19 protein-coding genes and 1 pseudogene are annotated in these 24,230 nt (G+C 37.8%); 3 read left to right on the top strand and 17 right to left on the bottom strand.

All coding sequences use genetic code 11. The features are described 5' to 3' along the window. Nucleotides 1-33: 33 nt before the first annotated feature. The 7 genes from U2718_RS22295 to U2718_RS22265 form a co-directional block, all read right to left on the bottom strand. A complete protein-coding gene (locus U2718_RS22295; RefSeq protein WP_342002366.1) occupies nucleotides 34-567 on the bottom strand; it encodes a ferric reductase-like transmembrane domain-containing protein in 534 nt (177 codons plus the stop codon). Between the two features lie 482 nt (nucleotides 568-1,049). Further along, nucleotides 1,050-6,815, bottom strand: coding sequence for an AAA family ATPase (locus U2718_RS22290; protein WP_342002365.1), 5,766 nt, complete (start codon nucleotides 6,813-6,815; stop codon nucleotides 1,050-1,052). Beyond that, nucleotides 6,812-7,867: an amidohydrolase family protein gene (locus U2718_RS22285; RefSeq protein ID WP_342002364.1), complete on the bottom strand. Its 1,056-nt coding sequence runs from the start codon at nucleotides 7,865-7,867 to the stop codon at nucleotides 6,812-6,814. The genes U2718_RS22290 and U2718_RS22285 overlap by 4 nt, the downstream gene beginning before the upstream one ends. Before the next feature lie 236 nt (nucleotides 7,868-8,103). After that, entirely contained in the window at nucleotides 8,104-8,544 is a 441-nt protein-coding gene (locus tag U2718_RS22280) for a hypothetical protein (protein ID WP_342002363.1), read from the bottom strand. A gap of 493 nt (nucleotides 8,545-9,037) precedes the next feature. Beyond that, nucleotides 9,038-9,220: a hypothetical protein gene (locus U2718_RS22275; protein ID WP_342002362.1), complete on the bottom strand. Its 183-nt coding sequence runs from the start codon at nucleotides 9,218-9,220 to the stop codon at nucleotides 9,038-9,040. A gap of 134 nt (nucleotides 9,221-9,354) precedes the next feature. Continuing rightward, nucleotides 9,355-11,661: a TOMM precursor leader peptide-binding protein gene (locus U2718_RS22270; RefSeq protein WP_342002361.1), complete on the bottom strand. Its 2,307-nt coding sequence runs from the start codon at nucleotides 11,659-11,661 to the stop codon at nucleotides 9,355-9,357. A 273-nt stretch (nucleotides 11,662-11,934) separates the two neighbouring features. Next, nucleotides 11,935-13,317, bottom strand: coding sequence for an AAA-like domain-containing protein (locus tag U2718_RS22265; RefSeq protein ID WP_342002360.1), 1,383 nt, complete (start codon nucleotides 13,315-13,317; stop codon nucleotides 11,935-11,937). A gap of 743 nt (nucleotides 13,318-14,060) precedes the next feature. On the opposite strand from U2718_RS22265, the pseudogene U2718_RS22260 reads away from it, so the two are divergent. Next, nucleotides 14,061-14,298: pseudogene (locus U2718_RS22260) on the top strand (Tn3 family transposase); the annotation flags it as partial. A gap of 62 nt (nucleotides 14,299-14,360) precedes the next feature. On the opposite strand, the gene U2718_RS22255 reads toward U2718_RS22260, so the two are convergent. The 5 genes from U2718_RS22255 to U2718_RS22235 all read right to left on the bottom strand — a co-directional run bounded on the left by U2718_RS22255 (nucleotide 14,361) and on the right by U2718_RS22235 (nucleotide 19,334). Next, nucleotides 14,361-14,531, bottom strand: a complete 171-nt coding sequence (locus U2718_RS22255) for a hypothetical protein (RefSeq protein ID WP_342002359.1) — start codon at nucleotides 14,529-14,531, stop codon at nucleotides 14,361-14,363. A gap of 19 nt (nucleotides 14,532-14,550) precedes the next feature. Then, complete coding sequence (locus tag U2718_RS22250; protein WP_342002358.1) at nucleotides 14,551-14,754, bottom strand: hypothetical protein; 204 nt, start codon at nucleotides 14,752-14,754, stop codon at nucleotides 14,551-14,553. Between the two features lie 67 nt (nucleotides 14,755-14,821). Next, nucleotides 14,822-15,742, bottom strand: a complete 921-nt coding sequence (locus tag U2718_RS22245) for a phosphorylase (protein ID WP_342002436.1) — start codon at nucleotides 15,740-15,742, stop codon at nucleotides 14,822-14,824. A gap of 767 nt (nucleotides 15,743-16,509) precedes the next feature. Then, the gene (locus U2718_RS22240) at nucleotides 16,510-17,196 is read right to left on the bottom strand and encodes an NYN domain-containing protein (RefSeq protein ID WP_342002357.1); all 687 of its coding nucleotides are present in this window, start codon (nucleotides 17,194-17,196) and stop codon (nucleotides 16,510-16,512) included. Between the two features lie 1,067 nt (nucleotides 17,197-18,263). Continuing rightward, the gene (locus U2718_RS22235; protein ID WP_342002356.1) at nucleotides 18,264-19,334 is read right to left on the bottom strand and encodes a Photosystem Q(B) protein 1; all 1,071 of its coding nucleotides are present in this window, start codon (nucleotides 19,332-19,334) and stop codon (nucleotides 18,264-18,266) included. A gap of 635 nt (nucleotides 19,335-19,969) precedes the next feature. On the opposite strand from U2718_RS22235, the gene U2718_RS22230 reads away from it, so the two are divergent. Then, nucleotides 19,970-20,092 (top strand): hypothetical protein, encoded by a 123-nt coding sequence (locus U2718_RS22230; protein ID WP_342002355.1) that lies wholly within the window; start codon nucleotides 19,970-19,972, stop codon nucleotides 20,090-20,092. Nucleotides 20,093-20,288: 196 nt separating this feature from the next. On the opposite strand, the gene U2718_RS22225 is transcribed toward U2718_RS22230, so the two are convergent. The 4 genes from U2718_RS22225 to U2718_RS22210 form a co-directional block, all read right to left on the bottom strand. Further along, nucleotides 20,289-20,462 (bottom strand): hypothetical protein, encoded by a 174-nt coding sequence (locus tag U2718_RS22225; RefSeq protein ID WP_342002354.1) that lies wholly within the window; start codon nucleotides 20,460-20,462, stop codon nucleotides 20,289-20,291. A 374-nt stretch (nucleotides 20,463-20,836) separates the two neighbouring features. Next, complete coding sequence (gene cutA, locus U2718_RS22220) at nucleotides 20,837-21,169, bottom strand: divalent-cation tolerance protein CutA (RefSeq protein ID WP_342002353.1); 333 nt, start codon at nucleotides 21,167-21,169, stop codon at nucleotides 20,837-20,839. 115 nt (nucleotides 21,170-21,284) lie between these two features. After that, a complete protein-coding gene (locus U2718_RS22215) occupies nucleotides 21,285-22,505 on the bottom strand; it encodes a glutathione S-transferase family protein (protein WP_342002352.1) in 1,221 nt (406 codons plus the stop codon). A 2-nt stretch (nucleotides 22,506-22,507) separates the two neighbouring features. Continuing rightward, nucleotides 22,508-23,164: a class I SAM-dependent methyltransferase family protein gene (locus U2718_RS22210; protein WP_342002351.1), complete on the bottom strand. Its 657-nt coding sequence runs from the start codon at nucleotides 23,162-23,164 to the stop codon at nucleotides 22,508-22,510. Nucleotides 23,165-23,369: 205 nt separating this feature from the next. On the opposite strand from U2718_RS22210, the gene U2718_RS22205 reads away from it, so the two are divergent. Beyond that, the gene (locus U2718_RS22205) at nucleotides 23,370-23,864 is read left to right on the top strand and encodes an NUDIX hydrolase (RefSeq protein ID WP_411813351.1); all 495 of its coding nucleotides are present in this window, start codon (nucleotides 23,370-23,372) and stop codon (nucleotides 23,862-23,864) included. A 43-nt stretch (nucleotides 23,865-23,907) separates the two neighbouring features. On the opposite strand, the gene U2718_RS22200 is transcribed toward U2718_RS22205, so the two are convergent. Then, nucleotides 23,908-24,222, bottom strand: a complete 315-nt coding sequence (locus U2718_RS22200) for a DUF433 domain-containing protein (protein WP_411813350.1) — start codon at nucleotides 24,220-24,222, stop codon at nucleotides 23,908-23,910. Nucleotides 24,223-24,230: the final 8 nt, after the last annotated feature.

Genomic DNA, 24,230 nt, shown 5'->3' with positions numbered 1-24,230 from the left:
TTACTTAGCGGTCTTTATTGGTAACTTGCTCTGCTATGCTGTATTTATCTTTTTTTGTTGCTTATTCTGGCGTTCAATACTAAGTCGAATCAGAAATAGCGTAGTGATTCCGGTAATCGATACGATGGCAATAGGCGTTAAATATGTCCAATGCCCTGACATTTTATCCCACACATGCCAGGTTAAAAGAAACATGGCTAAGTAAGTAAGTTTGTGCAATTGCTTCCAGTTCTTCTTAAACTTCTTTACACTCCAATCGTTAGAGGTTATAGCCAGGATTGTAAAGATAATGAAAGTAGATATTCCCTGCAAATAAATCCAAAATGTCTTTGGATCAAAAAAATCAATGTTTCTTTTTTGAACTAGAAGAAAACCATGAAAAAAGGCTAAAAAGAATGCGAGAATGCCGATGATTCGACGGTATTTTAGCAGCCACTTAGGAATACCAGTTTCTTTAATTTGAGGAAAAACTATTCTGAGAATTGTAGGAAGCAAGGTAATAATGTAGCAAGTTAATGCTAGAACACCTAATGTATTAGATAGCGGAGAATGATCTATTGTAATCATGATAAATTTTTATTGAATTTAATAAGGATACTTTTAATATCACTTCAAATAAATGATTGTTATTAAATGTGTGAAAAATGTCATGATTTTTGCCTTCAACGTAGTTGTAAAGTTAACCGTAACTTTTATTCTTTCCTTCAATTAATGTACAGTTGAGAGTGCGGAATGTGAGCTTCAATCGCAGTTATTTGCCTTTGATATTAGTTTTTTTCTTAGTCTGTGAAACTCATAAAACTCATCCCAGAACTCATAGAAAAACTCATGAAAAATAACATTGCTTTTTGCGAATAGTTTTACTATTCCATCCCAACTCAGTTTGAACTCACTCGTGAGAGGTAGAGTGATTGCACATTTGTCAAATCAATTCAAAATTGCAATCAGTGAGGGCTTGAACCCATCACTGATTGAAGACACACCTGGGAAATTCAACAGAAGCGGTCGCAAGTGTGGTTTTTAAAGCATACATGAGAATTTTTCGTAAATCAAACAAATATCAATTCATAAATACGGTTCTGAACTCTCAATGTTCCCTGTTGCTTGACTACTAGCCCCGACAAAAGCAATTCTCTTTCCTGTGAACTATCGACTGCAACCATCTCTCCTTGATGCAAAATTTGTCGATAGAGTTCTAGTAACCGAACGGATTGTTCGCTCTTGAAGAGGCGATCGCGAATGGTTCTAAAATGCTCTGGTTCATCCTGTGATTCCCAATTTTCTATTAATTTTGTTCGCACTAAATTTTCAATCCATTCGGCTTCTTTGTTGGTAGGGATAAAAGATGAAGAATTGCGGATGAGTTTACATAGCTTTTGGGTCAAAAAAGGCTGACCACTAGTCCAGGCTAACACTTCTTTTAAGACTGTTTGAGGATTGCTTACCTTCTCGGTCAATCCCTGAAGTAAAGGTTGCGCTTCATGCTCTTTAAAGCCTTCTAATTGAATGGTCTGACCAATGTTAAAGGGCGTTCTTTGGTGGTCAGTAATTAAGTCGCCAGGAGTGACAACTCCAAAAAGAGCGAAGGTTAAACGTCGATACTCTGGATTAATACTGCGCTGATTATAACAGGAGCGAATTAGAGCAAAAAAGTCATTAACTGGAAAATTCAAGCCCAAGAGGTTATCAATTTCATCGATAAAAATTATCAGGTTTCTAGGGATAGTATCATCATTTTGAGCAACTTCAACTAGCAAAATTTCTTCAATAAATTGACTCAACCTCTGAACCGGAGAAATATCTCCTTGCTCTTGCCACCAAGTTTTTAGATTAACCTTTCTTAGTAAACCAAAACTTCGCCATAGCTCTACTGTCACGCCTTTGTACCATTGGTCAGGCGTAACGTTTTCGCTGCCAATGCGCGTCAGATCGATCGCCCCGCAGCGAAATCCCTCATGCTGGAGGTGATGCATCATGCGTACCATCAGGCTTGACTTGCCCATCTGCCGAGGATTGAGAATATAACAAAACTCCCCGCGCTTCAACGCCTTGTAGAGATAACGGTCTGCCGAGCGCACGACGTAAGTGGGAGCATCTATCGGCAAACTTCCCCCTACTTGATAATCAAAGGTTGAGGGTTGTTCAGCACTTTTGAGTAACTCGTTTTCAAAGAGCAGTTCGGCTTGGGTAGCTTTGAGAATTTCTAGGGTTTGTGAGAGTTCTTGAGTACGCTCTTCTACTCTCAGTTCTAGATTTCGGTTATAGTCTTCTAGCTGTCCGTAGAGACGGGCATTTTCAATCGAGATAGCAGCTTGAGCAGAAAGAATTCTTAAAACTTCAATGCGATCACTCGTAAATGCACCTGTGGTTAAATTGTTTTCTAAATATAAAATACCGCTTAGTTTGCCTTGATTTAATAAAGGAGTACAGAGAATCGATTTTGGTTGAGTAGCGACGATGTAGGGATCGCGGATAAACTGTTCTTCTTCAGTCGCGTTATTAAGAACTACATTTTCTTGAGTACGGGCAACATAGTTAACGATCGCAACTGGTAGGATAGGTGTCTGGCGATCATCATCTACAGAGTCAATGGGAAGCGATCGCACTAAAGTAACGTCATCAGAATCTACTGTACTTTCAGCTGCGATCGCCCATCTACTATCTTTTTCCAGTATCAGAAAGCCTTTTTGAGCACCGCCATTTTCAATTACAGTTTTCATTAACTTAGCCAGCAATTGATCCAGTTTAATTTCGCTAGCTAATACTTGAGAGGCTTTGGTAACTGTCATCAGATCGAGTACTTGGGGATTCGTACCATCAGTAAATTCAGTTGTATTAAAGCTTTGGTTTTCTTTTCGGTCGTTTATATCCATTAGAAACTGTGGGTACTCCGATTCTAGGGCTTTAACTTTGGCTAAAGCGCCCCAACGAGAATAACAATGACGGGCATTTCTTAGGTATAGTTTTCCTATTTCTTCTCTACCCAGAGAGAGATAAAATTCTGCTGCGCGTTCGTAAGCTATGGCTTCTTCGTGGATAAATTCAGATTTTTTAGCACCTTGAATTGCTTTTTCATAAAGTTCTTGAGCTTGCCAATTTTGTCCTAAAACTCGCGCTTTCTCTGCTTCTACTAAATCGTATTTATTTTGATAATTTGTTGGGGCATAGTACGCCCATTTTTTCATTTGTTTCTGATTTAGTGATACTTTTTGAAGCGATTGTTTTTGCTTATTTTTGTCATTCTTGGAGGCAACAGCTAAAAGAATAAGAGATTCATAAAAGTTATGTTGAGGAATTAAAATACTACCAGACCCAAAAGCTTTATATTTTTCACATAAGCTACTATATTTAATAGCTTTCAAATAATTTTTGAAAAAATATAATTGTACGTACTTAAAAAATCCACCAAAAAAAACAAAAATATATGACTCAGTGTTTATATAAAAATCTATTTCCTTATCATTCCAATTCCAATTATTTAAAAAAGTTTTATCAACATTAAGATTGATTAAAATTGAACAGAGATTTCCACAAAAATTAAAAAAATCGTATCCGTATTTATCATTATACTTTGAAAATAAATTTATATATTTATTAACTTCTTTTCTAATAAATTGTAAATTTTCTCCAGTAAAAAACAGTAAGTGATAGCAATAGTTTGAACCAGCATAGTTACTATATACTATTTCTCCGTATTCAAGTCCAGTTTGAATTGCCTCAACTAAAGATTTGAGTTCTCTATTGGCATCATCCCTCCAGTGTTTAATAAAACCATGAAACATATGTAAAACTATTGTTCTTAGCGGATGGGCATTAAATTTATCTAATATTTTTAAGGACAATTGACCAAATTGATAGCCCAAGTCAATGTCCTCAACTGTCTCACATAAGTAAGAGCCATAAAAAACATATGCGAGAGAAGCCAGATCAGAATTTCCATATTTGATATGGATATAGAGTAGGCTAATAATAATCAAATAATATAAGTTTCGATCCGTTGAATAGGCAGGAGAAATAAGAGTCGATAAAATCTTTATAGCTGCAAGTTGATTGAAATCTTTTATTGTTGGTAGATTAGCTAAATCTTCAATCTGTTTTTTTTTAAGCAGTAATTTTATCTGAAGATGTTTATCAAAAATATTCGATATACTTGGTTTTTTGGGCAAAGTAAGTCCCAGCAGTTTTAAAATTTCTAGTCCGCTATCTATGGCTAATTCTAGTTGAAATTGAGAACGATAAAATTGGATTCTTAGCTCATATACTTTAACTTTATCAAGGAGATTTTTGGCTTTGATTAGGACAACAGATGCCAGATCTGTAGCTAGATCTAATTTGCCATTCAAGTAGAGAATTTCCAAGGTTTCTAAATGAAGTTCTAGGGTTAATTGGTAGCGATTTTCCCAGCTACTCATTGCTAATAGTTCTAGCCCTGATTGTAAATATTTAAGAGCAGATTCATAAGCCGTTGATGCTTTTGCTTTTTTCCCAGCTTGAAGATTTAATTTAGCTAACTCATCTTTTTCTAATTGCTCAGTAATTAAGGCAGCTCCTTCATTAAGTTGATTGACAACATCAAAAATATTATCCTGTAACTCATCCTCTTTAATATTTTTCAGTAGTATACGACCAATTTGTAAGTGAGCTTGCTTTTTTTTCGTTTCTGGAATTAACGAATAAGCAGCTTGTTGTACTCTGTCATGCAAAAAATTGTAGAGAATGTATTTAGAATACTCGGAAGAAGTTTCTGAAGTCTTATTTAAAATATCTTCTGAATTCCAAAGCAGAGGAATTTTATAGTTATTGTCTAGAGGAATTACCAATCCTTCATCTAGAGCAAACTGTATTTCTCTAGCCGTGACTATTTGAGATTTATTATTGACTTTAGAAAGAATTTCTAAATTAAAATGGTTGCCAATACAGGCGGCTAATTTAAGAACATGTTGGGTTATTTCATCTAACTTTTCTATTTTACCGATCATCAAATCAACCACATTATCAGTAATGGACACGCTTTCAATTTGCTCTATATCCCATTGCCAATAACCTTGTTTATTATCTTCTACATGAGGAAAAGATTGAGAAGGGTAAAATATTAATAATTTTTTTGTATGCAAAGAATAAAGAAGTTGAGTCAGGAAAAAAGGATTGCCTCCAGTTTTTTTGGCAACTAATTCAGCTAAAGGTTTTGAAAATTCTGTTGAGCAACTTAGGGTATCAGCAACTAATTGATTAATGTGCTTAATTTTTAAGGGGTAAAGGGTAATCTCATTGACTGGGACTTTTGATTGATTAATTTTCTCTAAGGTGTGCATTAGAGGATGAGTAGAACTAACTTCATTATCTCGATATGCCCCTATCATGAGACAATATTGGTTGTCGGGATTTGACATTAATTGCTCAATTAACTTTAGAGACGGTAAATCAACCCACTGTAAATCATCAAGAAACATAACTAAAGGATGTTCATTTTGACAAAAAACACCCAGAAATCGTTTAAATAATAAATAAAATCGATTTTGATTTTCAATTCCTCCTAGCTGTTCAACTGGTGGCTGTTGGCCAATAATTTTTTCGACTTCAGGAATCACATCAATAATAATTTGACCATTATTGCCTAAAGCTTCTAAAATTTTCTTTTTCCAAGTTTGTAGCGTTATTTCTGGTTCACTTAACACTTTTCGGATTAAGTCTTGAAAAGCCTGAGCAATAGCAGTGTAAGGAATATCTCGTTTCAATTGCTCGAATTTACCACTAATAAACTGTCCTCTTTGGTGTGTAATGTGTTTGTGAATTTCATTGACTAAAACAGATTTGCCAATACCTGAATAACCAGAAATCAAGACCATTCTAGTTGCTCCTTGGCTCACTTTCTCAAAAGCTGTTAAAAGTTGATTCAATTCTTGTTCTCGACCATACAGTTTTTGAGAAATATGAAAATTCTCGGCAATATCCTGACTTCCTAGAGGAAACTGATAAATTTGTCCAAGAGTCTTTAATTGATTAAGACAGGTTTCTAAATCAGCCTTAATTCCCCAAGCACTTTGATATCTTTCCTCTGGTGTTTTAGCTAACAATTTTCTGATAATATTACAAACACCTAAGGGAATTTCAGGAATTAGTTCATGAAGTGGTAAGGGTTGTTGTGCGATATGACAATGAACTAACTCCATTGGGTCAGTCGTCTTAAAGGGGAGTTGATTTGTCAGAAGTTCGTAGAAAGTCACGCCAAGGGAATAAAAATCACTGCGATAATCTATCCCTCGGTTCATTCTACCTGTTTGTTCTGGAGCAATATAAGCTAATGTTCCTTCTAGTTGATTAGGAGGACGAACCGTTAGAAATTCTTGAGATAAACGGGTAGAAATGCCAAAGTCAATGATTTTGAGTTGTTCATTTTGGGGGTTATAGACAATATTGGAAGGGTTAATGTCTTTGTGGATGATGTTAGTATTATGAATCGCAGCTAAACTCTCAGTTATCTTAATCGCAATAGTAAGAAAGTCTTCTAAGCTTAATTGCATCTGAGATAGTAATAAACTTAAAGATTGACCCCCAAAGTCTTCTAAAAGCATTACTAAACTATTCTCATATCGCTGTAAGTCATAAGCTTTAATAACACTATCTATATTCAAAGAACGAGTAATTTCATATTCCTGTTTATAGCGGGTGATCTCTGAAGGGGTAGGATAGTTTTCTTTAAGGATTTTGAGAATAATAGGTTGACTATTTAACTTAAGGATGGCTCGATAAACTAAGGAGTTAGCACTTTCGTAAATTTTAGCGATAACTTGATAGTTAGTATTGAAATTGATCATTCCTCTATACCGTAGAAACGAGCGGGATTATCCCAAAGGATCTTTTTCACAATTTCTGGAGAAAGGTGTTCTTCGAGTGCCACCGCTTTCTTAACAACATTGGGATCGTGATCGAGATGAGGATAATCAGAACCAAAAATTAAGTTATTTTCACCGATGTAGGAGATAATCTCGGAAATATAGGGTTCAGTAGGCTCTATCTCAATAAAGCACTGGCGACGGAAATATTCTGAAGGTTTCATCTTTACGTTGTCTTTAACCTCCCAGTAGAGTTCTTCGTACTCTTTATCTAGTCGCCATAGCCAGTAGGGTAGCCAGCCACAACCTGACTCTAGAAAACCCACCTTAAGTTTAGGATAGCGTTCTAACACCCCCCCCTCAATCAATGCTAATAATGCCATCATTTGCTCCATCGGATGAGCGCAAGCATGCATCGAAAAATGTGTCTCAAACCGATCTGCTCCAGTAGTTGGTAGACGGCAATGGGCAACAGTATGAATCCCAACCGCTATTCCTAATTTCTCGCACTCCGCCCAAAATGGCTCATAAGCAGGGTTGTTCAGCAGTCGCCCTTTAACTGGGTTTGGGAACATACAAACAGCTGTCCAGCCAAACTTTACTATCCGATTTAATTCTGGCACCATATCTTCAGGATTATGAAGATTTACTGTTCCTGCTCCTCTGAGGATTTGCGGATCATAGCTACAAAAGTCTCGCAACCAATTATTGTACGCTAGGACAAATTCCTGAGCCAGTTCGGGGGGCATTGTATCAATTGCCAAAAGCCATAACGCATAACTTGGATAAATGAATGATATATCAATTCCCATTTGCTTCATGGCTTTGACTTGAGACTCTGCATCAAAGTTATTGACTAAGGATATTTTGCTTTTAACTTGATTAGAAATCTTGTGATAAATTTTCGCACCTTTAATTGTCAGATTTGGCAAAGGAGCAAAGCTTTTAAATCGAGGGTTGAGGTACTGTTTCCAGATCTCAATTGGCTCGATAGTATGGGCATCTGCATCAAGAATTTGATATCTATTAAACATATAAAAAGCCTATATAATGTTTTTATTTAAGTTTTGAACAGTTTGCTTGAAGGGAGCAGGAAATTTTATGAATTATTTGGAAATGCTAGATTGAGAAAGACGGAGTTGTCTTTGGTCATTTCTAAGAATAGACACCTCAGAAAAAGGTTATCAAATTTTTATCACTCGTTGCTCAAGATTAAATTTCTAGTTTCTGAAGATGTCTATTGATTTAGTTATGTAACTTAGGTCTATTATCACCAAGTAACGGGGATATAAGGATGAGTAGGTTTCGTGTTGTCGTCATTGTTATCTTCAACCCATTCTTTTAGATCAGAATCTGAGAGGTTAAACTCGGAGGGTTTTGGAGGATATGCTATTACCATTTGAAAGGAATACTCAGGATCGATTGTGTCTTCAAGACTTCCTATAAAGGTAGTCCAATCAACCAAAAACTTTGTTTTGTCTGGCAGAATGTCTATCTCAATATCATTTTCTTGAAACATTTTCCGTATTTTTTCTGAATCATGAGATAGTAATACTGACCTAATTTCTTCTCCTCCTGGAAGCCACGATCGTGCAATAAGCTGGGATATTTTTTTACTGAATAGCAGTAAATTCTTCTCGGAACATGTAGAGCGTTCTTGATTATATGAGACCGTATATATTTTAGAGAATTGTTCGTGTGATATTGACATAGCTTTTTCCTTTTTCCTTTAACAAAAAAATTGTTAGTGATGATATTTTCAACCTAAAATGAAGTAATTAGCGAGATTATCCCAAAAATAAAAATTTTTGTAATGTTTCTCTAGGTAGCTGTTGCTCAAGCCCTACCAGTTTCTTGACAATTTCAGGCTGATGATCAATGTGGGGATAGTTCAAACCAAAAATTAAGTTGTCCGCGCCGATATATTCAATTACTTTACTTGAGTCTGATCGGGTTCTGAAGGCTCTATGGCAACAAAGCTGGCGATGGAAATATTTTGAGGGTTTTATTCTGACATTATCTTTTACCTCCCAAGATAAATTTTCATACTCTTCATCTAGTCACCATAGTCAGCCTGTATTATTGATATTAGTTAATTAGAGATGTATTAACCTCATAAAACTCATATAAAAACTCATAGAAAACCTCCGCAATAGTGAAACTCATGTATTGTAAGCCATAAGGTATGTCATTCACTAAAATCTCTATTTGTTGCTCTTCTGGGTGTGATATTCTTTGACCCATTTCAAGCCCTCTGCATAACCTCGACGGTAGAGCAGAAAAATACTGAGTAACCAGTGCTGAACTGGAGGCAAATTACGATATAATCCATTTCTCCAACCTGCTCTGTAGAGTTTGTAACCGATATATCCGATGCGTTCAGGCATTTCACTATATGCTGACAAATGCAGTGAATTACCTTCGATATTAATTTTGCTCTTGGTCTATGGATCTCATAAAACTTCATCCCAAAACTTATAGAAAAACTCATGAAAAATAACATCACTAAGTAGCGAGGAGGTCACATCCACATCGGAAAAGGATTGAGTCGCTCTTCTGCCAATGGCTCTGGCAACCAACCCATTTTCACTGGAACCTCATAAAGCCTTCCCGAACCCAATCTTTTCCACATATGGCGTATTCCAGGAATGATTACCTTGGCAACTCTCAGTCCAATATCGGCACGAGTTTGATCTAAAACGAGCATTTCTAAACCATTGTTTTCAACGATTTGTTGACAAAGCTTGACATCTGCGAGTAAATCGTCACTTGCCATATCGTGATAATCGCTACTGACTTTAGTAGCAATTCTCTCGTCTGGAACTAAATAAGGTTGATCGCTTAAAGTTGCGGTTTTCCACCAATCTACTGCCAAGCGATCGCATGATGGTGGATAGTTCGTACTTCCATCAGCTTTGGCAAATAAAACATTGGGTAAAATTTGGTTAACTTCAGTCAAGGCTCGACTCATAGCAATCTTGGCATCGAAATGAGCGCCATAACCCAAAATAATATCTTCTACAGAGCGATCGCTTCTTCGACTAACAGCAGCAAAGACAGGAATATTTAGATCGTTGGTAATATCTAAAACCCAAAGTTCCCGATTAATAGTTTGATAATATTGCTTCAGGCTTTGAAAATAAGGCTCGTTGAAACTATCTAAATCCACTTGAGGCTTTTGCAGGGAATTATACCACCATAACGCCACAGCATCCCGCTCTACTAACTCCATAAACCCTTGCAGAATCGCTTCTTCAATAGTATTACCCGCTGCACATCCATTAGAATCAGCCCAACAGTCGGGTTTATAGTCAGGTTGATAGCCATAATAACAATAAGCCGTTGGCAGATACTTAAATTCCTGATGGGTTAAAGACCAAACAGGAGTCCAGTCAATTTCTCTTTCTTCATCAAAAGGTTCGGGGACTTTTTGAAACCAGCCTTGACACTGAATATTCCATTGCTCTCTATTCTGATATTGCTGTTGGCTGAAGTTCATGCAAACATTGGGATGGATCGCCTTGTCCCCAATTTTTTGGTAACTACCCTTTTCTCTAATTTCATCCCCTTGAAACACCCCAGAATATCGCTCGATCGCTTCGCAAAAACCGCTAACCATAGCTTGAGACTCAGTCCTACCTTTCCCTGCACTTCTACCCCCCAAATTTTGGCGCAAACTAGCTGAATCGTCGAAAATACTGAGAAAATGATGTTTGACAATGTAATTATGAGTTAATCCATTCCCAGGAATTTTATTTAGTTCTCGCACAACGCCAGTAATAGGACTAATATGATGTTGATATTTCCTGAGAGTTTCTTGTGGCGAACAAATACGGTGTCCTCCATCGGTGGTAAAAGTTTTCTGGCGGTGTCCTAAAACAACAGGTAAGGGGTTTTTAGTTAACCCATTTACCATCTCTCCACAGCTAGAACATTGAGGACGCTTAACCAAGCTATGATTTTGAGTTTGCAGTGCGATCGCATCGTAAGCAATCAAATTGCTTTCTAATTGTTGATTTTCTCCTTGGACAATCCACTTAAACACCTCTGTGGCTGCCATTCCTAATGCAGTCTGTACCGTCGATGGCAAAAATCCTAAAGGAGGAGTTATAGAGGAAGAAATTTGCTTGTGTCTGTGAATAAACCCTTCAATCGGTCTATTATCTCGCAAACGCTGGGCTAAACAGTTCCAACAACCTGTTTTCTGAGGATTAAATAAAGGGCCAATCCAGACTATTGTCCCTAATGGCTTAACCAGCATCCAGGGAGATTGGGATTTTAAGGCTTGTTGATTGAACTGATCTAGTTCAGGATTGAGATAATCATCGGTTAAAACTACTGTCAAATCACCTTCGTCTGCTACTTGAATTTGGAGAGACTCAAGCACAGAAATCAAGTCTTCAGCAGCAACCGAACCTAATATTTTGACTGCTACTTTAGTCGATCGCAATCTTTGATGGGCTACTGTGGGAGCAATATTGAGATGATGGCAGAAAATGTCTAAGTGCGATGGAAGAGAGTTATCTTCTTGAACAAGATAGCCCTTTTGTTGCATTTGTAATAAAGCATATTGAGCTTTAATACTCACATTGAGAGCTTCTTGGAAGAAGGTGGTAGCTGACTGTAAAGATTTTGGGTCTTGCAGTAGCGACTGTTGAATGGTATCAATAATTTCATCAATATTACGATCGCCATTGATTAAAGCAGCTAAACTACAAGACAGGCGATCGCTTAACCAGACTTTTTCTCTCTCAGACAACAAAAATACATTGTCTGTTTCTATAGTTTCAACAGAATAACAAGGATTGAACTGCGGTTGATCGAGCATAATTTTAGTTCTTTGCTGAAAAGTTGAAAAGTAAATATAATCTGAATGAGCAATATTTATATTAGTTTTGCTCTGATCCTCTTCCTCTCATAAAACTCATCTAAAAACTAATAAAAAAATCATCTAAAAACTAATACCTAATAGCACTGCAAAAGATAAAAATACTGCTTCCAGCATCTTTACATTACGGCAAGCGCATAAGTACATACATATTTATTCACTTTTTCATTAGTTTTTCTATGAGTTTTGGGATAAGTTTTATGAGATTTATAGTCATTTAGTCAAACTAATATCAAACTTAGACAGCAATTGAAGTTTCCTAAAATATCGCCGATACAATTCGCAACCCGCGATCGCTTGAACACCTGAAAGTTTAATCAGCCCCATACTGCTTAACTTGTAACTTAGGAGCGGATCTAAGATAACAGGTTCAGTGGCATTGAGAACGGTATCAAAAGCTCGTGCTAATTCAGGCTGTTTTGCTAATGTTGCCCAATGACGCTGCAAGTGATTATGATAAATTCCGGTAGCAGTAGGAGCAGTTTCTAGCAGTTGCAACAGAGTTATCTCCCTCCGACTAAGATGATAGAGTGCCAAGTGTACTAGTGCCGGATGTCCCCCGACCATTGCCATTAATTGTCTGGCTCCTTCCCCATCTGTCCAATTGAGTCCATAGCGTTGAGCTAACTGCTGTACTTCTTGTTGGCTGAAGCTGTCTAACTGAATCGGTAACCCTACATTGAAAGGAGACTGATTAAGTTCGAGAGGAACATAAATATCTGTTGAGTGAACCACGAGTAGACGAAGCTTTTGCCAGATGGGCAGTCTTTTCGCTTCTTCATGCCAAGAACGCAACAGAGGTAGAAAATCCTTCGCTACTTGGGGATGCTCGAAAATTTGGTTCACCTCATCCAACGCCAAGATCAGGGGAGTATTAATTGACTCTAGTAGATATTCTTGAAAGTAGAGGGTGCAGCTAATTTTACTTCCCAGATCTTCATCCCAATACTCATCTAACATCGGTTGACGCTGAAGATGGCGAGCGATATTGGCACATAACCAGCGCAAAAGTTGATTCAAGTCGCTCAGAATTGCCCGCTCAACTTGTTCTAGATTCAAGCTGATAGTGCAGTAGCCTTGGCGGTTCGCATAGTCAAGAATCCTCAGCAGCAGTGAAGTTTTGCCCATTTCTCTGGGAGCTTTAATCCTGATTAGCGCTCCTGGTTTCTCAATTTCTTGATAAACTTGCTCCTCAAGGAAAGAACGTTCGAGGTAAAAGGGAGAATCGAGAGGAACTGAGCCACTAGGGTAGCAGGGTGACGTATCCTGGTTAACGGTGGGGGGAAATCGTGTCAGGTCTTGTCTCAAAGGTTTTGTCTTTGGGGCTGCTTTGGTGATGGCATAAGACTCCAGCAGCACTCGACAGTTTTTTTTAGTCACGCGCTGACCAATGACCTCGGAGAGTCGCCCAAACAACTCTGGGGCAACGACATTAGTAAAGTAGCCGGGACTATAACCTGCCTCTATCGCCATTTGATTATAAGTTCTATACTCCCAAATACCACGCAAAATCAGGTTTTCTGTGGAATTAAGAGGACGATTGTGGGTCTCAATTAGCAGGCGGTCAACAATCTCAAAGAGACAATCAAGGTTCATAGAGATTACAGGCAAATGTCACGCTTGATAACACAGAAGGCAGACGGCTGCTATGCTGAAGGAAGTAAAGGAAGAAGTTTTTTGACGCTCTACCATCACAAGCAAATTAGCGCTCCTGGACAGCTTCCATCACTCTGCTAAAAGAAAAATTAAGTCCTATTTTCTAACTTTAGATGTGCCAAGAGGTTGAGAGTTTATTTTCTAAGCAAATAACTAAAATCAAGATCTTTGGAAAATTCTTGTGCTGCATAAGGATTCTATAATACTTTCTCATGAGAGTGATAGAAGAATATTAAGTAGTTAATCAAAATTAACCCTCTTTTGTCACTACTATGCTATGCATGAGTCGGCTCTTTCTTAATAAAACCGGGAATGGGTAGAACTTAGGTATGGTAATGGTTTGAGCGATTAATCTCCTGGTAATGCTTTCCACTGCCTAAAGAGATGCCTAAAATGGTGTGATGCGTTTTGAATTTCAGTGGCATTGATTGTATGGTCAGATTCTGGAAAATACCGAAATCAAACACAGTAAACCGGATTTTTTCGCCATAATTTTGGATATGCTCTAAGAATTTTATATCTATACTTTTGGGGAAAATCTCAGCCTTATCATGCCTCGAAAGGTGCCGATGGTGGAAGCAGAAAAATTAGCACGTCCAGAGTCTTTTGATTATTTAGATTTACTTGATAGACGTTATTCACAATTACGAAGATATACACCATTGTTACTATCATGCTTCTACCGTTCCTTTGAAGACCAATGTCTCCGAGCGAGTGGATTAAACAAGCGCGATCGCTGCAATTGTGCTGTGGAATACGGTGTATTTAGAGAATGCAGTCAATTGGCTTAAATCTTAAGGTGTGATGATTCCAGAGGAATACTTGCAACATTTGTCACCCATGAGTTGGGAGCATATCAATTTGACTGGTGATTATATTGATAAGTTACGCCCTCTGCGGAGCCAAAAAATTCCCTTTTAGTTAGCCAAAACTCTTTCCTAGTAAGGATTTGGGCAGTTGTTTTAATTCCTGAGCGTACAATTTTACCGTTTTGGCACGATGACCCCAAGTATAAAAAGATGTTGATCTACCCATGAGCCAAGCGGACTTGGAAGCTTTCCCTGCTCGTACACAGTCACTTGATGCCCATCACAGTAGAGTACCCAAGCTGCACATAACCCCATGATACCAGCATCCACAACCGTTACTTTCATAGATGCACCTGCTCAAAGTTCAATCATCTGGAAACTGCCAGCACGAGATATGTTCCACATCTTTGCTACCGCACTGATTGCAAATTGCATCTGTAGAAGAATCTATCCATTCGTAGCTACAACTGCGACAGTGACAGAAAATATTGTTGCGATTAGCCGTTTGAATGCCTGAGTGCCACTCACGCAATTGGGAGTAGTCTTGAAAAGGAAAAGAGTCTGACATTTTTTTACATAACTTAAGATATTCAAAGTAAAATATAAATTAATATTCTTCAGTATTCAGTACTTATTTAGCTATCTAGCGATCGCACAGCGACATTCTTCAAAACAGTCATAGGGCCATGTTGTTTAAGAAATTGCATTTGTTCTTCGTTTTTCACAAACAAAGTACCAGCAAAACCTAAAGAATTCACTGGTATAGACTCAAAACATTCTTGCGCTCGTCGTACAACTAGCATCCATTTTCGTGTGATTAAAAGATTGTAAGCACCAGATTGTCTATTACCCTCACCTACTTCTAAACCGACTGCATTAAGCAGTGAATGATAGCACAAGAGTGTTTTCTCGGCAGTTGAGAATAAAGACTGTCCTGAATAGGAATCTAATAGTGCGAAAGCGTGTACAAAAGGAAGTCTGGGTATAGTTGCAATCGAGTTCTGAAATTGAGCAGATATGAGTAAAGGTTCAATCGGAATTTGAGGGCCTTTTGGTACAAGTGGCAGTGGTACAATTTGCAAATGTTTATGTCTCTGACTAGCGCCAGCTATTTTCCCAGCATTGTAGAACGTCAAACCATCACACTCTGCCATACATGCCCACATAGCTACAAAATCTTGGAGATTGAGCCAGTTTTCTTGTTCCTCAAAAGCACGGGTAATTAGCAGCAGGTGATAGTCAGCGACGTTGTATTTGTTCAAAATACAGACATGAGTATCAGAAACATCTGCAACAAATAAATCCTCTTCATAGGGAAGAAAAGGATTAAAATCTTTACTAGAAGAGGTGCTTTGCTTTTGTTGTTTCCGCTTGGCTTCATCTTTGCGAACAAGGTTAGACAAAATCCGTACCAGAAAGCGTACGCCATCTTGCTCTATAAATTCAGATTCTGTGGGTATGGGAATCAATGCACCACTAGAAAGAGCATATTCTGTTTGCTCTTTAACTTTTGTCCATAAAGTTCCAGGTTTGAGCAATATTTTACTTTCTACCAGCTTTTCTTTAGACATTGTGAAAGTGTTGATAATAAAGTTTTAAAAAGATGACGTAGCTGCTCAGTTTAAATTTACCGTCAAATGGGCTTGAATGAATTACAGCACACACGCGAAATTCCGCGCCTGTACTAGCAAAATTATTTTTCTAGCCTCACATCAGTAATACCGCTTAAGTATTCTGTTTATTTGTATAACTTATTTTAATTTATACAAAGTTTATATTTTAATCTATCAGGACTTACGCACGAGTTATGGAATAATAAACCACTCCAGACGCAGTGTCTCCCCTGCCTGCCAAAATTAATATGTTTGAACACAACCCGGTATAAGCTAGAGATTGAAACAAACCCTGCCCTTACAGTATCGTGTGGTCTATTCATCTGAAAATCGTTGTAATTCGTTAGGTGAATAAATATCTACAAATTTACGCCTAAGGTAAATTAGAATAACCTTTATTTCTTGTTGTAAAAACGCGAAATTACTCACTGAGAAGCTTGCGGTGCAAACGTCTTATTTTTCAGATTGCTCGTTTTTGGCGATCGCCCAGTATTTTCTGTAAAGAGAAATATTAACAATACCATCTTAAATGATACCAGGGATAAAGTTAGCACCTTTTTCTGATCACGCACAAAATATTAGCATCACAAAAGTCACCTGCATCCTAAAGGTGGATTTGGAAAATTTCTAGGACGGCATTTTACCTAAGTAATGTATTTTCACTGTCCAATCGAAATTTCGGGTTCTTTGAGATGCTTAAGTTTTGCCAATTATAGACTAGTGTTAGATAGAGGACGGTAGTTATAACCTGAAGAAGGATCTTTTTGAATATATTGTTTAATAGTATCAAGGTCAATAAAGCAGTCAGCCACGTCAATCAAGCTGTCGCTAGTCATTGAGCGCACGCTAACAACTTCTACTCTAGCTCCTTGGTAGCTAACTGCATTAACAGCATAAGCTAAATCTCCATCTCCACTCACTAAAACCGCAGTATCGTAGTGTGGAGTTAAATTCATCATATCCACAGCAATTTCCACATCCAAATTTGCCTTTTTTGAACCATCTGGAAGCTGGGCTAAATCCTTTGTAACCACACGATAACCATTTCGACGCATCCAGAGGAGAAAACCCTGCTGTTTTTCGTTAGTCCGATCAAATCCTGTATAAAAGAAAGCTCGCAGTAACCTTGCACCCGCAGTTAAACAATAAAGTAGTTTAGCATAATCAATTTCAATTCCAAGTTGTAATGCTGAGTAAAATAAATTTGAACCATCAATAAAAATAGCAACTCGACCACGATTTAAATTATTGAAAATATTGGATTCTACTGAAGAGTCTAGCATCTTTTGCTCTTCAATTTTGATACCAGTATCCATCAGATGCTCTCCCCGCCATTGTGGCCTTTCTTTTAAATACTTATATTGATTTGTGTGTTTGCTAAAAGTAGTAAAAGTCATTGATACCTCTGAATTTAAAATTAAGAAAGTCTTTTAGGAGACTAACCAACAAATCATTTGTGCTAGCGCCTAACTTTCATAGAGATGTGATGACGGAACTAGGTAGAACTAAACATGGCTTCTTTTTCACTATTCATTAAGTTATGGTTTGCTCAGGGCTTTTGAAGATTTGACCGTTGGTTTGTGAACTTTAGTCTAGAAGTACGCTCAATCTACAAGCGGCGTGACAAGGGGAGAGAAACCGAAGGAAATTATCGGCATCTACATCTATTTGTATTGTACCTAGCTTGCTAATCATTACTGCATCAGATTATTGGTCTTGCTCAAATTAGAAGTTGATGCTTATGTATCAACAAAAAGAAATTACTATGATTGGTAGTTAAATAAGCAACAACCTTTAAATAATATTATTTTTACATTAACCAATTACTGAGATAGTCTTACTCTAGGCAATGCTCTATACTGCCTAATTATTCGTGTTAAACTTTGATTTATATACTCATGTATTTTATAAAACTCTAGATGTAGCAAGGACTTGCACCTAGAAAGTAGGATAAAAAGCAATGATTGTGAAAAAGTCATTTAATTTACTAATTATGAATTGATATAAACTCAAGATTATACTGATTTTAATCAATATAATAATACTTCTAAACTTAGTTAATTCCCTAGATTGATTACTACTGTTTGCTACTATATTGTTATTTAATAGTCACTTGAATTTAAAAAAAATACAAATATGTTATAGTAATGATAAGTATTTTGAATTTAAATTACTTTGTTTAAATATAGTTTTTACACCATGAATTAGTTAAAATTACAGGCTACCTAGCAATGGTCAAGAGCATTCTAAACTATATGTAGTGCCATGTCCAGTTGGTGAGAAATTTTCTAAATAACTGGCTGAGACCAGATTCCACTTAAATTCCTTCTTATACAAGGGTGTAGGAGATAGGGAGAAAGTTCTTCAGGGAACCCTCATACCCTTTTTACCCCTTTCACCCTTAAACTTCGCCTTACAAGACAAACTCAGTGCCTATATTTCAACTAAGGGCAAAAGAAAATTGTTAACTAACTGGGATCGATGTACCGCCAGATAAAATAGGTGGAAAATGGTGGGTGTTAAGGGCATGCATTGCTTGCAAACCCAGATTAGCTCGGTTGAGGATATCAGCATCTGTCGGAATTACGGCACCTTGGCTATCTAAGACAGAGTGATTAAAGTTAAAGCCATTAAGGTTAAATGCGATCGAGCAAAAGCCAAAGGTTGCAAACCAAATACCAATTGTTGGCAAAGCAGCTAGCAGGAAATAGAAAGCACGGTGATTTCGGCTAGCAAGAGGCGGAATTAGCAGGCGTCCTAAGTAACTATAGTGTCCTGCCAAGTAGCTGTAAGTAGTTTGTTTTTGCCCAAATTCGTACCCGGAGTTTATTGACTCGTTTTCGTCTGTGCTGCGGATGAGTGTTGAGGTAACTAATGAGCCGTGTAAGGCACTTAATAGAGCACCACCAAAGACTCCTACAACTCCCAGCATATGGAAGGGATGCATAAGGATATTATGATTTGCTTGAACAGCCATCATAAAGTGGAATGTCCCCGTAATTCCCAAAGGTAGACCGTCAGAAAAGCTACCTTGACCAATAGGATAAACTAGCAAAACTGCTGTTGCCGCAGCAGCAGGTGCAGAAAAGGCAACGGCAATCCAAGGACGCATACCAAGGCGATAGCTAAGTTCCCAAAGTCGCCCTAAGTAGCACCAAATACCAATCAAAAAATGTAGCACAATCAACTGATAGGGGCCACCACTATAAAGCCACTCATCAATGGAAGCAGCTTCCCAAATTGGATAAAAGTGTAAACCGATCGCTGCCGAAGTTGGTACAACAGCGGCTGTAATCAAATTGTTGCCGTCAAGCAAAGAACCTTTGATTGGTTCTCTAATACCTTCCATATCAACGCCAGGAGCGGCAATAAAAGCGAGAATGAAACAGATAGTAGCAGTCAATAAAGTAGGAATCATCAGCACACCAAACCAGCCGATATAAATCCGGTGATTGGTACTGGTAATCCACGCGCAAAATCTATCCCATTGCTTGGTAAGTTCAAATTCTTTTCCACGTTGAATAATGGTAGTCATTGTCTATGCCTCCTTTCAGAAGAAAATATGTATTAATTTTTGAAAAGGAATGCAAAATACCAAAAACTAATTTGTTAAAAAACTGCAAACTTCGTGGCAATAAGTCAGTCTTACAGAACTTACAACTAACGTTCTAATCAAAGGTTTAACCCTACATCATTTATGGGCAAAAAAACCTAAAGACTACTTTTTTGATGACTCCATTCTTGAAGGAGTTATTTTATGTTGTTTTACTCTGATTTACAAAAAACAGCATCATCTAGCTTTCTGTTTATAAGTATTGAGAGAACTAAATATCCCCAATCTTATTTATATTTTTATTGTAGTAAATGTGTTATCAAGACTTACACATGAGTCAAATAACTTTGCAATACTTTGTACTATTTTGTTCAATCAAAGTGACAGACTATTTTTTAATTGTCTAATGTCAAGGAAAATCAGAAGAAATCAAAATTTTCAGACTTGTTGGGTGATGTAATAACATAACTGTACTAGCTTGAAGTAGTAGCGCTGAGGCTAGGTAAAATAATCACGAGAAAAACCCATAAGTAAGAGAACTTGCGGGTAGCCTTGTTCATAAATTAGGTTGTTTAATTGGCTTCGTAACTGTGGCAGTCTAATTACCTGATTCAAAAATGATGCTGCTAGCCCTACCGCCTGTCCTCGCAGTAATATCCGCTCTAGAACTGGTTCAGTATGAAGCCAATTTACAGGTAGATGGCTTTTTGTGCCTAGTACTGCAACGACAGGTGATTTAGTTACTAATTGACGGCTAGTACTAGGATAAAAGTGTTGTGCGTCTACACTTTGTACTACTAGTTCTGCGATCGCTTGACAAATCGTATTATTTTTAATAATATATAATCATGTCCTCTGTTACTCTGCATCTGCTTTCAGCCATGAAAGCAGTGATTGAGGAACTTTCCAGTCTTGAAATTTACTACAATTGATACGTCAGTTGAAAATAGCATCAAAGAGCATCTGCTCATCAGCAGTTACGAGGGTAGGTTCGCCTAGCTCAATATAGGCTAATATATCTGGGTTACTTGAATCTGGAAAAGTTGTAATTTCGCTCTTGTAACCAAAACTTACGTATAGCAAGCCGGAAATTGAATAATGCCATCCCACAACTGATCATTAATTCTCGCTCGAACGTATCAGTAGTAGGTAAACCAGGACTTCGATTAGCACAAAGGATAATCGCTTCATTTACGACTTGGAAAAATCAAAGTTGGGTATCGTAATTAAATGGAGCCAAGAGTGTATAGTTCAAAAAAACTTGAGTTTATCAACAGTTGTACCTGTTTTGGGAAATGCAATTTCTTGAATCTTTTGAGCATCCCATATTGCAAATATAGGGATTACCTCTTATCAAACAAGTTAGTCATTAGTCATTGGTTAATAGTTAATGGGGGCTGGTTTATTTAGATATTTAGTTATCCCAGAAATATTTTTGTTAAAACCCGCCCGTACAGTGGTTAGTGGTTTAAAATCTGTTCCTGCTATTTGACGTATGTTCTTGCTAAAGAACGTATGGGAACTTCAGCGTTCAGCCATTCTAAGAAGTTTTGATTAATTTCCGCAGGTAAAATTTCTGCAATAAAGTTAGTGTAGTTAATATACTGGTTAATTACCTTTTCAATCTCATCCCGATAACCTGACTGAGTTTTCACAATTAACACCACCTCTGGTTCTTCTTTAATTTCTCCTTGCCAAATGTAAGCACAGGTAATCGGAAACCAGTTAACACAAACAGCTAGTTTTTGCTCTAACAAAACACGTCCGATCTGACGCGCTTCATCTGAATTATTCAAGGTAATGTAATAGAGTTTCATTTACAAGTAAGAAAGTAAATTTTCTAAATAATGGTGTTCATGTAAAGATAGGAAAAATTGTCATGCGTTTTGAGCACAAACATATTTATTGGCAAGATGTAGAATCTAGCGATCGCTAATAAACAGATGCCAACACTTTATCTGCCGCTGCTCGAAATGCAGTTGCAGCACCAGCGCTCATATCCCGTGGCGCACAGATGCGATTTCTGACATAGGCAAGCGTAATTGCTCCCACAGCAGCGATGGTTGGATCGAGACTATCCTTACCACCTGTTCGTCCACCTGGTAAAGATGCGCCATTACCATTAATAAGATAATCTGCCAGTAGCCTCAGATGAAACTCAACAGCTTCTTGAACTGCTGAAATGTTGCCATCTACTGCCAAAGCTTGCACTCCAGAATTTTTGAGAATATCTGCGATCGCAACTTCTCGATTATCGCTCAGTCTTTCGGCTGCTTCCGCTCTAAATTGAATTTTCTCACTGTCTGCTGGATCGAGAGGTAAGGGATTACCAATCGGTTCCACACCCCATCTACGACGTAGGAGTAAATTGTTGGTGATATGATCTGATTTGACTCTATGATAGGCAGGACGTTGATTGAGTGCTTCAAACCAAGCATTGATGCGAGAGAAGCGTGGATTTCCCTTGATGTGATATCCCCGGTATACAGGTAAATTAGCTGCCAATCTATCTAGATGGGGGCTATACATGATATCTACAAGACTAAAACTTGAGAGAAAATAAGACCCAGGATATTTACCTAAAGCTTGCTCTAGCTCATCAAGTTTAGTTTCAAATTCTGCTTGTAAATTTGCCAATTCATGAGCATCTGTGGGTGTTTCTCTTAAGAATTTGTAGGCAATATCCCTAAAACCATTAGTTTCTGCCTCTTCAACCCATTGTCTAGCAACAGCGTTTTCCTCTGGATTTTCAGGAAGTAGTGAAGGAGTACTAAATCTTTCTTCTAAAGCCAAGAGAATATCTTTAGATTCGTACACCAACTTCCCCTCAATTTTTGCAGCTGGGACAAGGGTTGTGGGAACTAAATCGGTATACCATTTAGGCTTGTTACTCAAATCAATAAACTCTGTTTCAAATGGAATCTCTTTTTCTTCTAGAGCAAACCAAACTCGCTCGCAGAAAGGACACCAAGAGTTAGTATCTCGGTACAGAAGAACTGGCGGTGCTGTATTTGGGGGAAGTTTATGGAGACTGCTGGGGATTGGTGCAGTAGAAGGAGATTGTCCTGGCCTCTTTATTCTACGTGCAGAAGTATGTTTTCGGGCAGTATCTAACAGTTTTTCCCAACTAGATAATGTGCCTTGAATAGACATTTTTACCTCGCATTAATTGGAATCCCAGAAAAAACAAATAACTGTTGCTCCTTGGGTGCAGGTGAATTTTCATTCCTGTAACGATGAATACCTACACCCATATCTCCTGTAAAAGTGAGTTTAAAATTCACTTCCTCAAAACCAGATTCATGCAAAATTTTACGCACACTCTCGGAGTAGGGAATACCGTTAGAATGTCCGCGAGTCCAAATAATAAAAGTTCCTTTTTTACTCAGAAAACTTAGGTTCTCCAGCAAGCGACGGAGTTCAGCTTCATCAGCCAGATTGCCAAAGACACCACAGACAATCACAATATCTGCTGGTACTGCCCCTACATAGTTAGCGGCGATCGTTGCATCACCATTGATAAACTCAATTTGGTTTGCCAAATCCAGATATTCTATAGTTACTTGTCCACGTTCAACAAGATTCGAGTTTAGCTCAACTAATCGTGCATAGACATCTCTTTTACGAGGATGATTTTCTAAGGTTCCTAGTAAATCTCGTCCATCACCTGCGCAAACACTTACTATCCGGATAGCTCCAGCCGGGGACGCATTCAAGCTATAAGCAATATATTCCCGCACGATTTCTAGACGCTGTTGCAATTTTGGCTCAGTGTTGTAGAGGTCGTGCCATTCATACCAATCTTTTGGCATAAGGGGTGATTCCCGTTTCATGCACAATGTGTATTTATGAACTACGGTTAATCGATAAACTAACCGTAGTTTATCGATAGAGGCAGGTTAGCATAGAAGTTCATATAAAATCAAGTCTTATTTCTTAACTAGTTTTTGTTGGTAACTGGAGAACAGGGCGTGTAACATAAAATACTTTAGGTGAGGGAATCGGATTAGATTTTGTATGTCAGTAAGTATGGAATTAAAAAATTTAAAAATGGGCTATGTTCGGGAATTACGATCGCTAGTTGGGCATCGTCCCCTAATCATTCCCGGATCTGCTGTACTGATTATTGATCAACAAAATCGTCTATTGCTCCAACACCGTAAGGATAATCAAAAGTGGGGGCTGATTGGCGGCAGCATGGAGATTGGCGAGTCCTTGGAGGAAACTGCTAGGCGTGAAGCCCTAGAAGAAACAGGCTTAGAATTGGATGAACTAGATTGGTTTGGCTTGTTTTCGGGACAAGAACTTATTTATGAGTGTCCTAATGGGGATATTGTGGTTAACGTAGTGGCTGTTTACATATCACGACAGTTTAGGGGCGAACTCAAAGCAGATGAAGAGGAAGCTAATGAAATATGTTTCTTTGATTTGAAGGAATTACCGCAGGATTTGAGTCCACCAGATAGACCAGTTATAGAACAATATCTTCAGAGTTTGAAAGTAACAACATAGTTAATCATTCCAGATACAAGCAATAGATTCTACGAATTAACGATTAGCCCAAGCGATCGCACCAACGGCTCAATTCTTCAGGAATGCGGTTGTGTTCAATATAAGCATTTATTTCATCTTGATGATCGCTGTAATAACTCAGCGCATCGAAAACTTGTGCCAGGGTTAGGTGAGGCAAACCTTGGGGAATTTCTTCTAGAGAGACACCCATCCGCCAAGTTTCAACGATTGCCCTAACAGATGTACGAGTTCCCTTAATAATTGGCTCACTACCTAGAATATGCTCATCTTTAACAATATAAAGATGTTCTGTTGCTTGAACCATAGCTGTAAATATCTTGAGAATTATCCCAGACATTAATTGTA

It is taken from the genome of Chlorogloeopsis sp. ULAP02 (assembly GCF_038404745.2).
Lineage (GTDB): Bacteria > Cyanobacteriota > Cyanobacteriia > Cyanobacteriales > Nostocaceae > Chlorogloeopsis.
The sequence above is the reverse complement of the archived record's forward strand: the minus strand, read 5'-3'. Positions and strand labels throughout refer to the sequence as shown.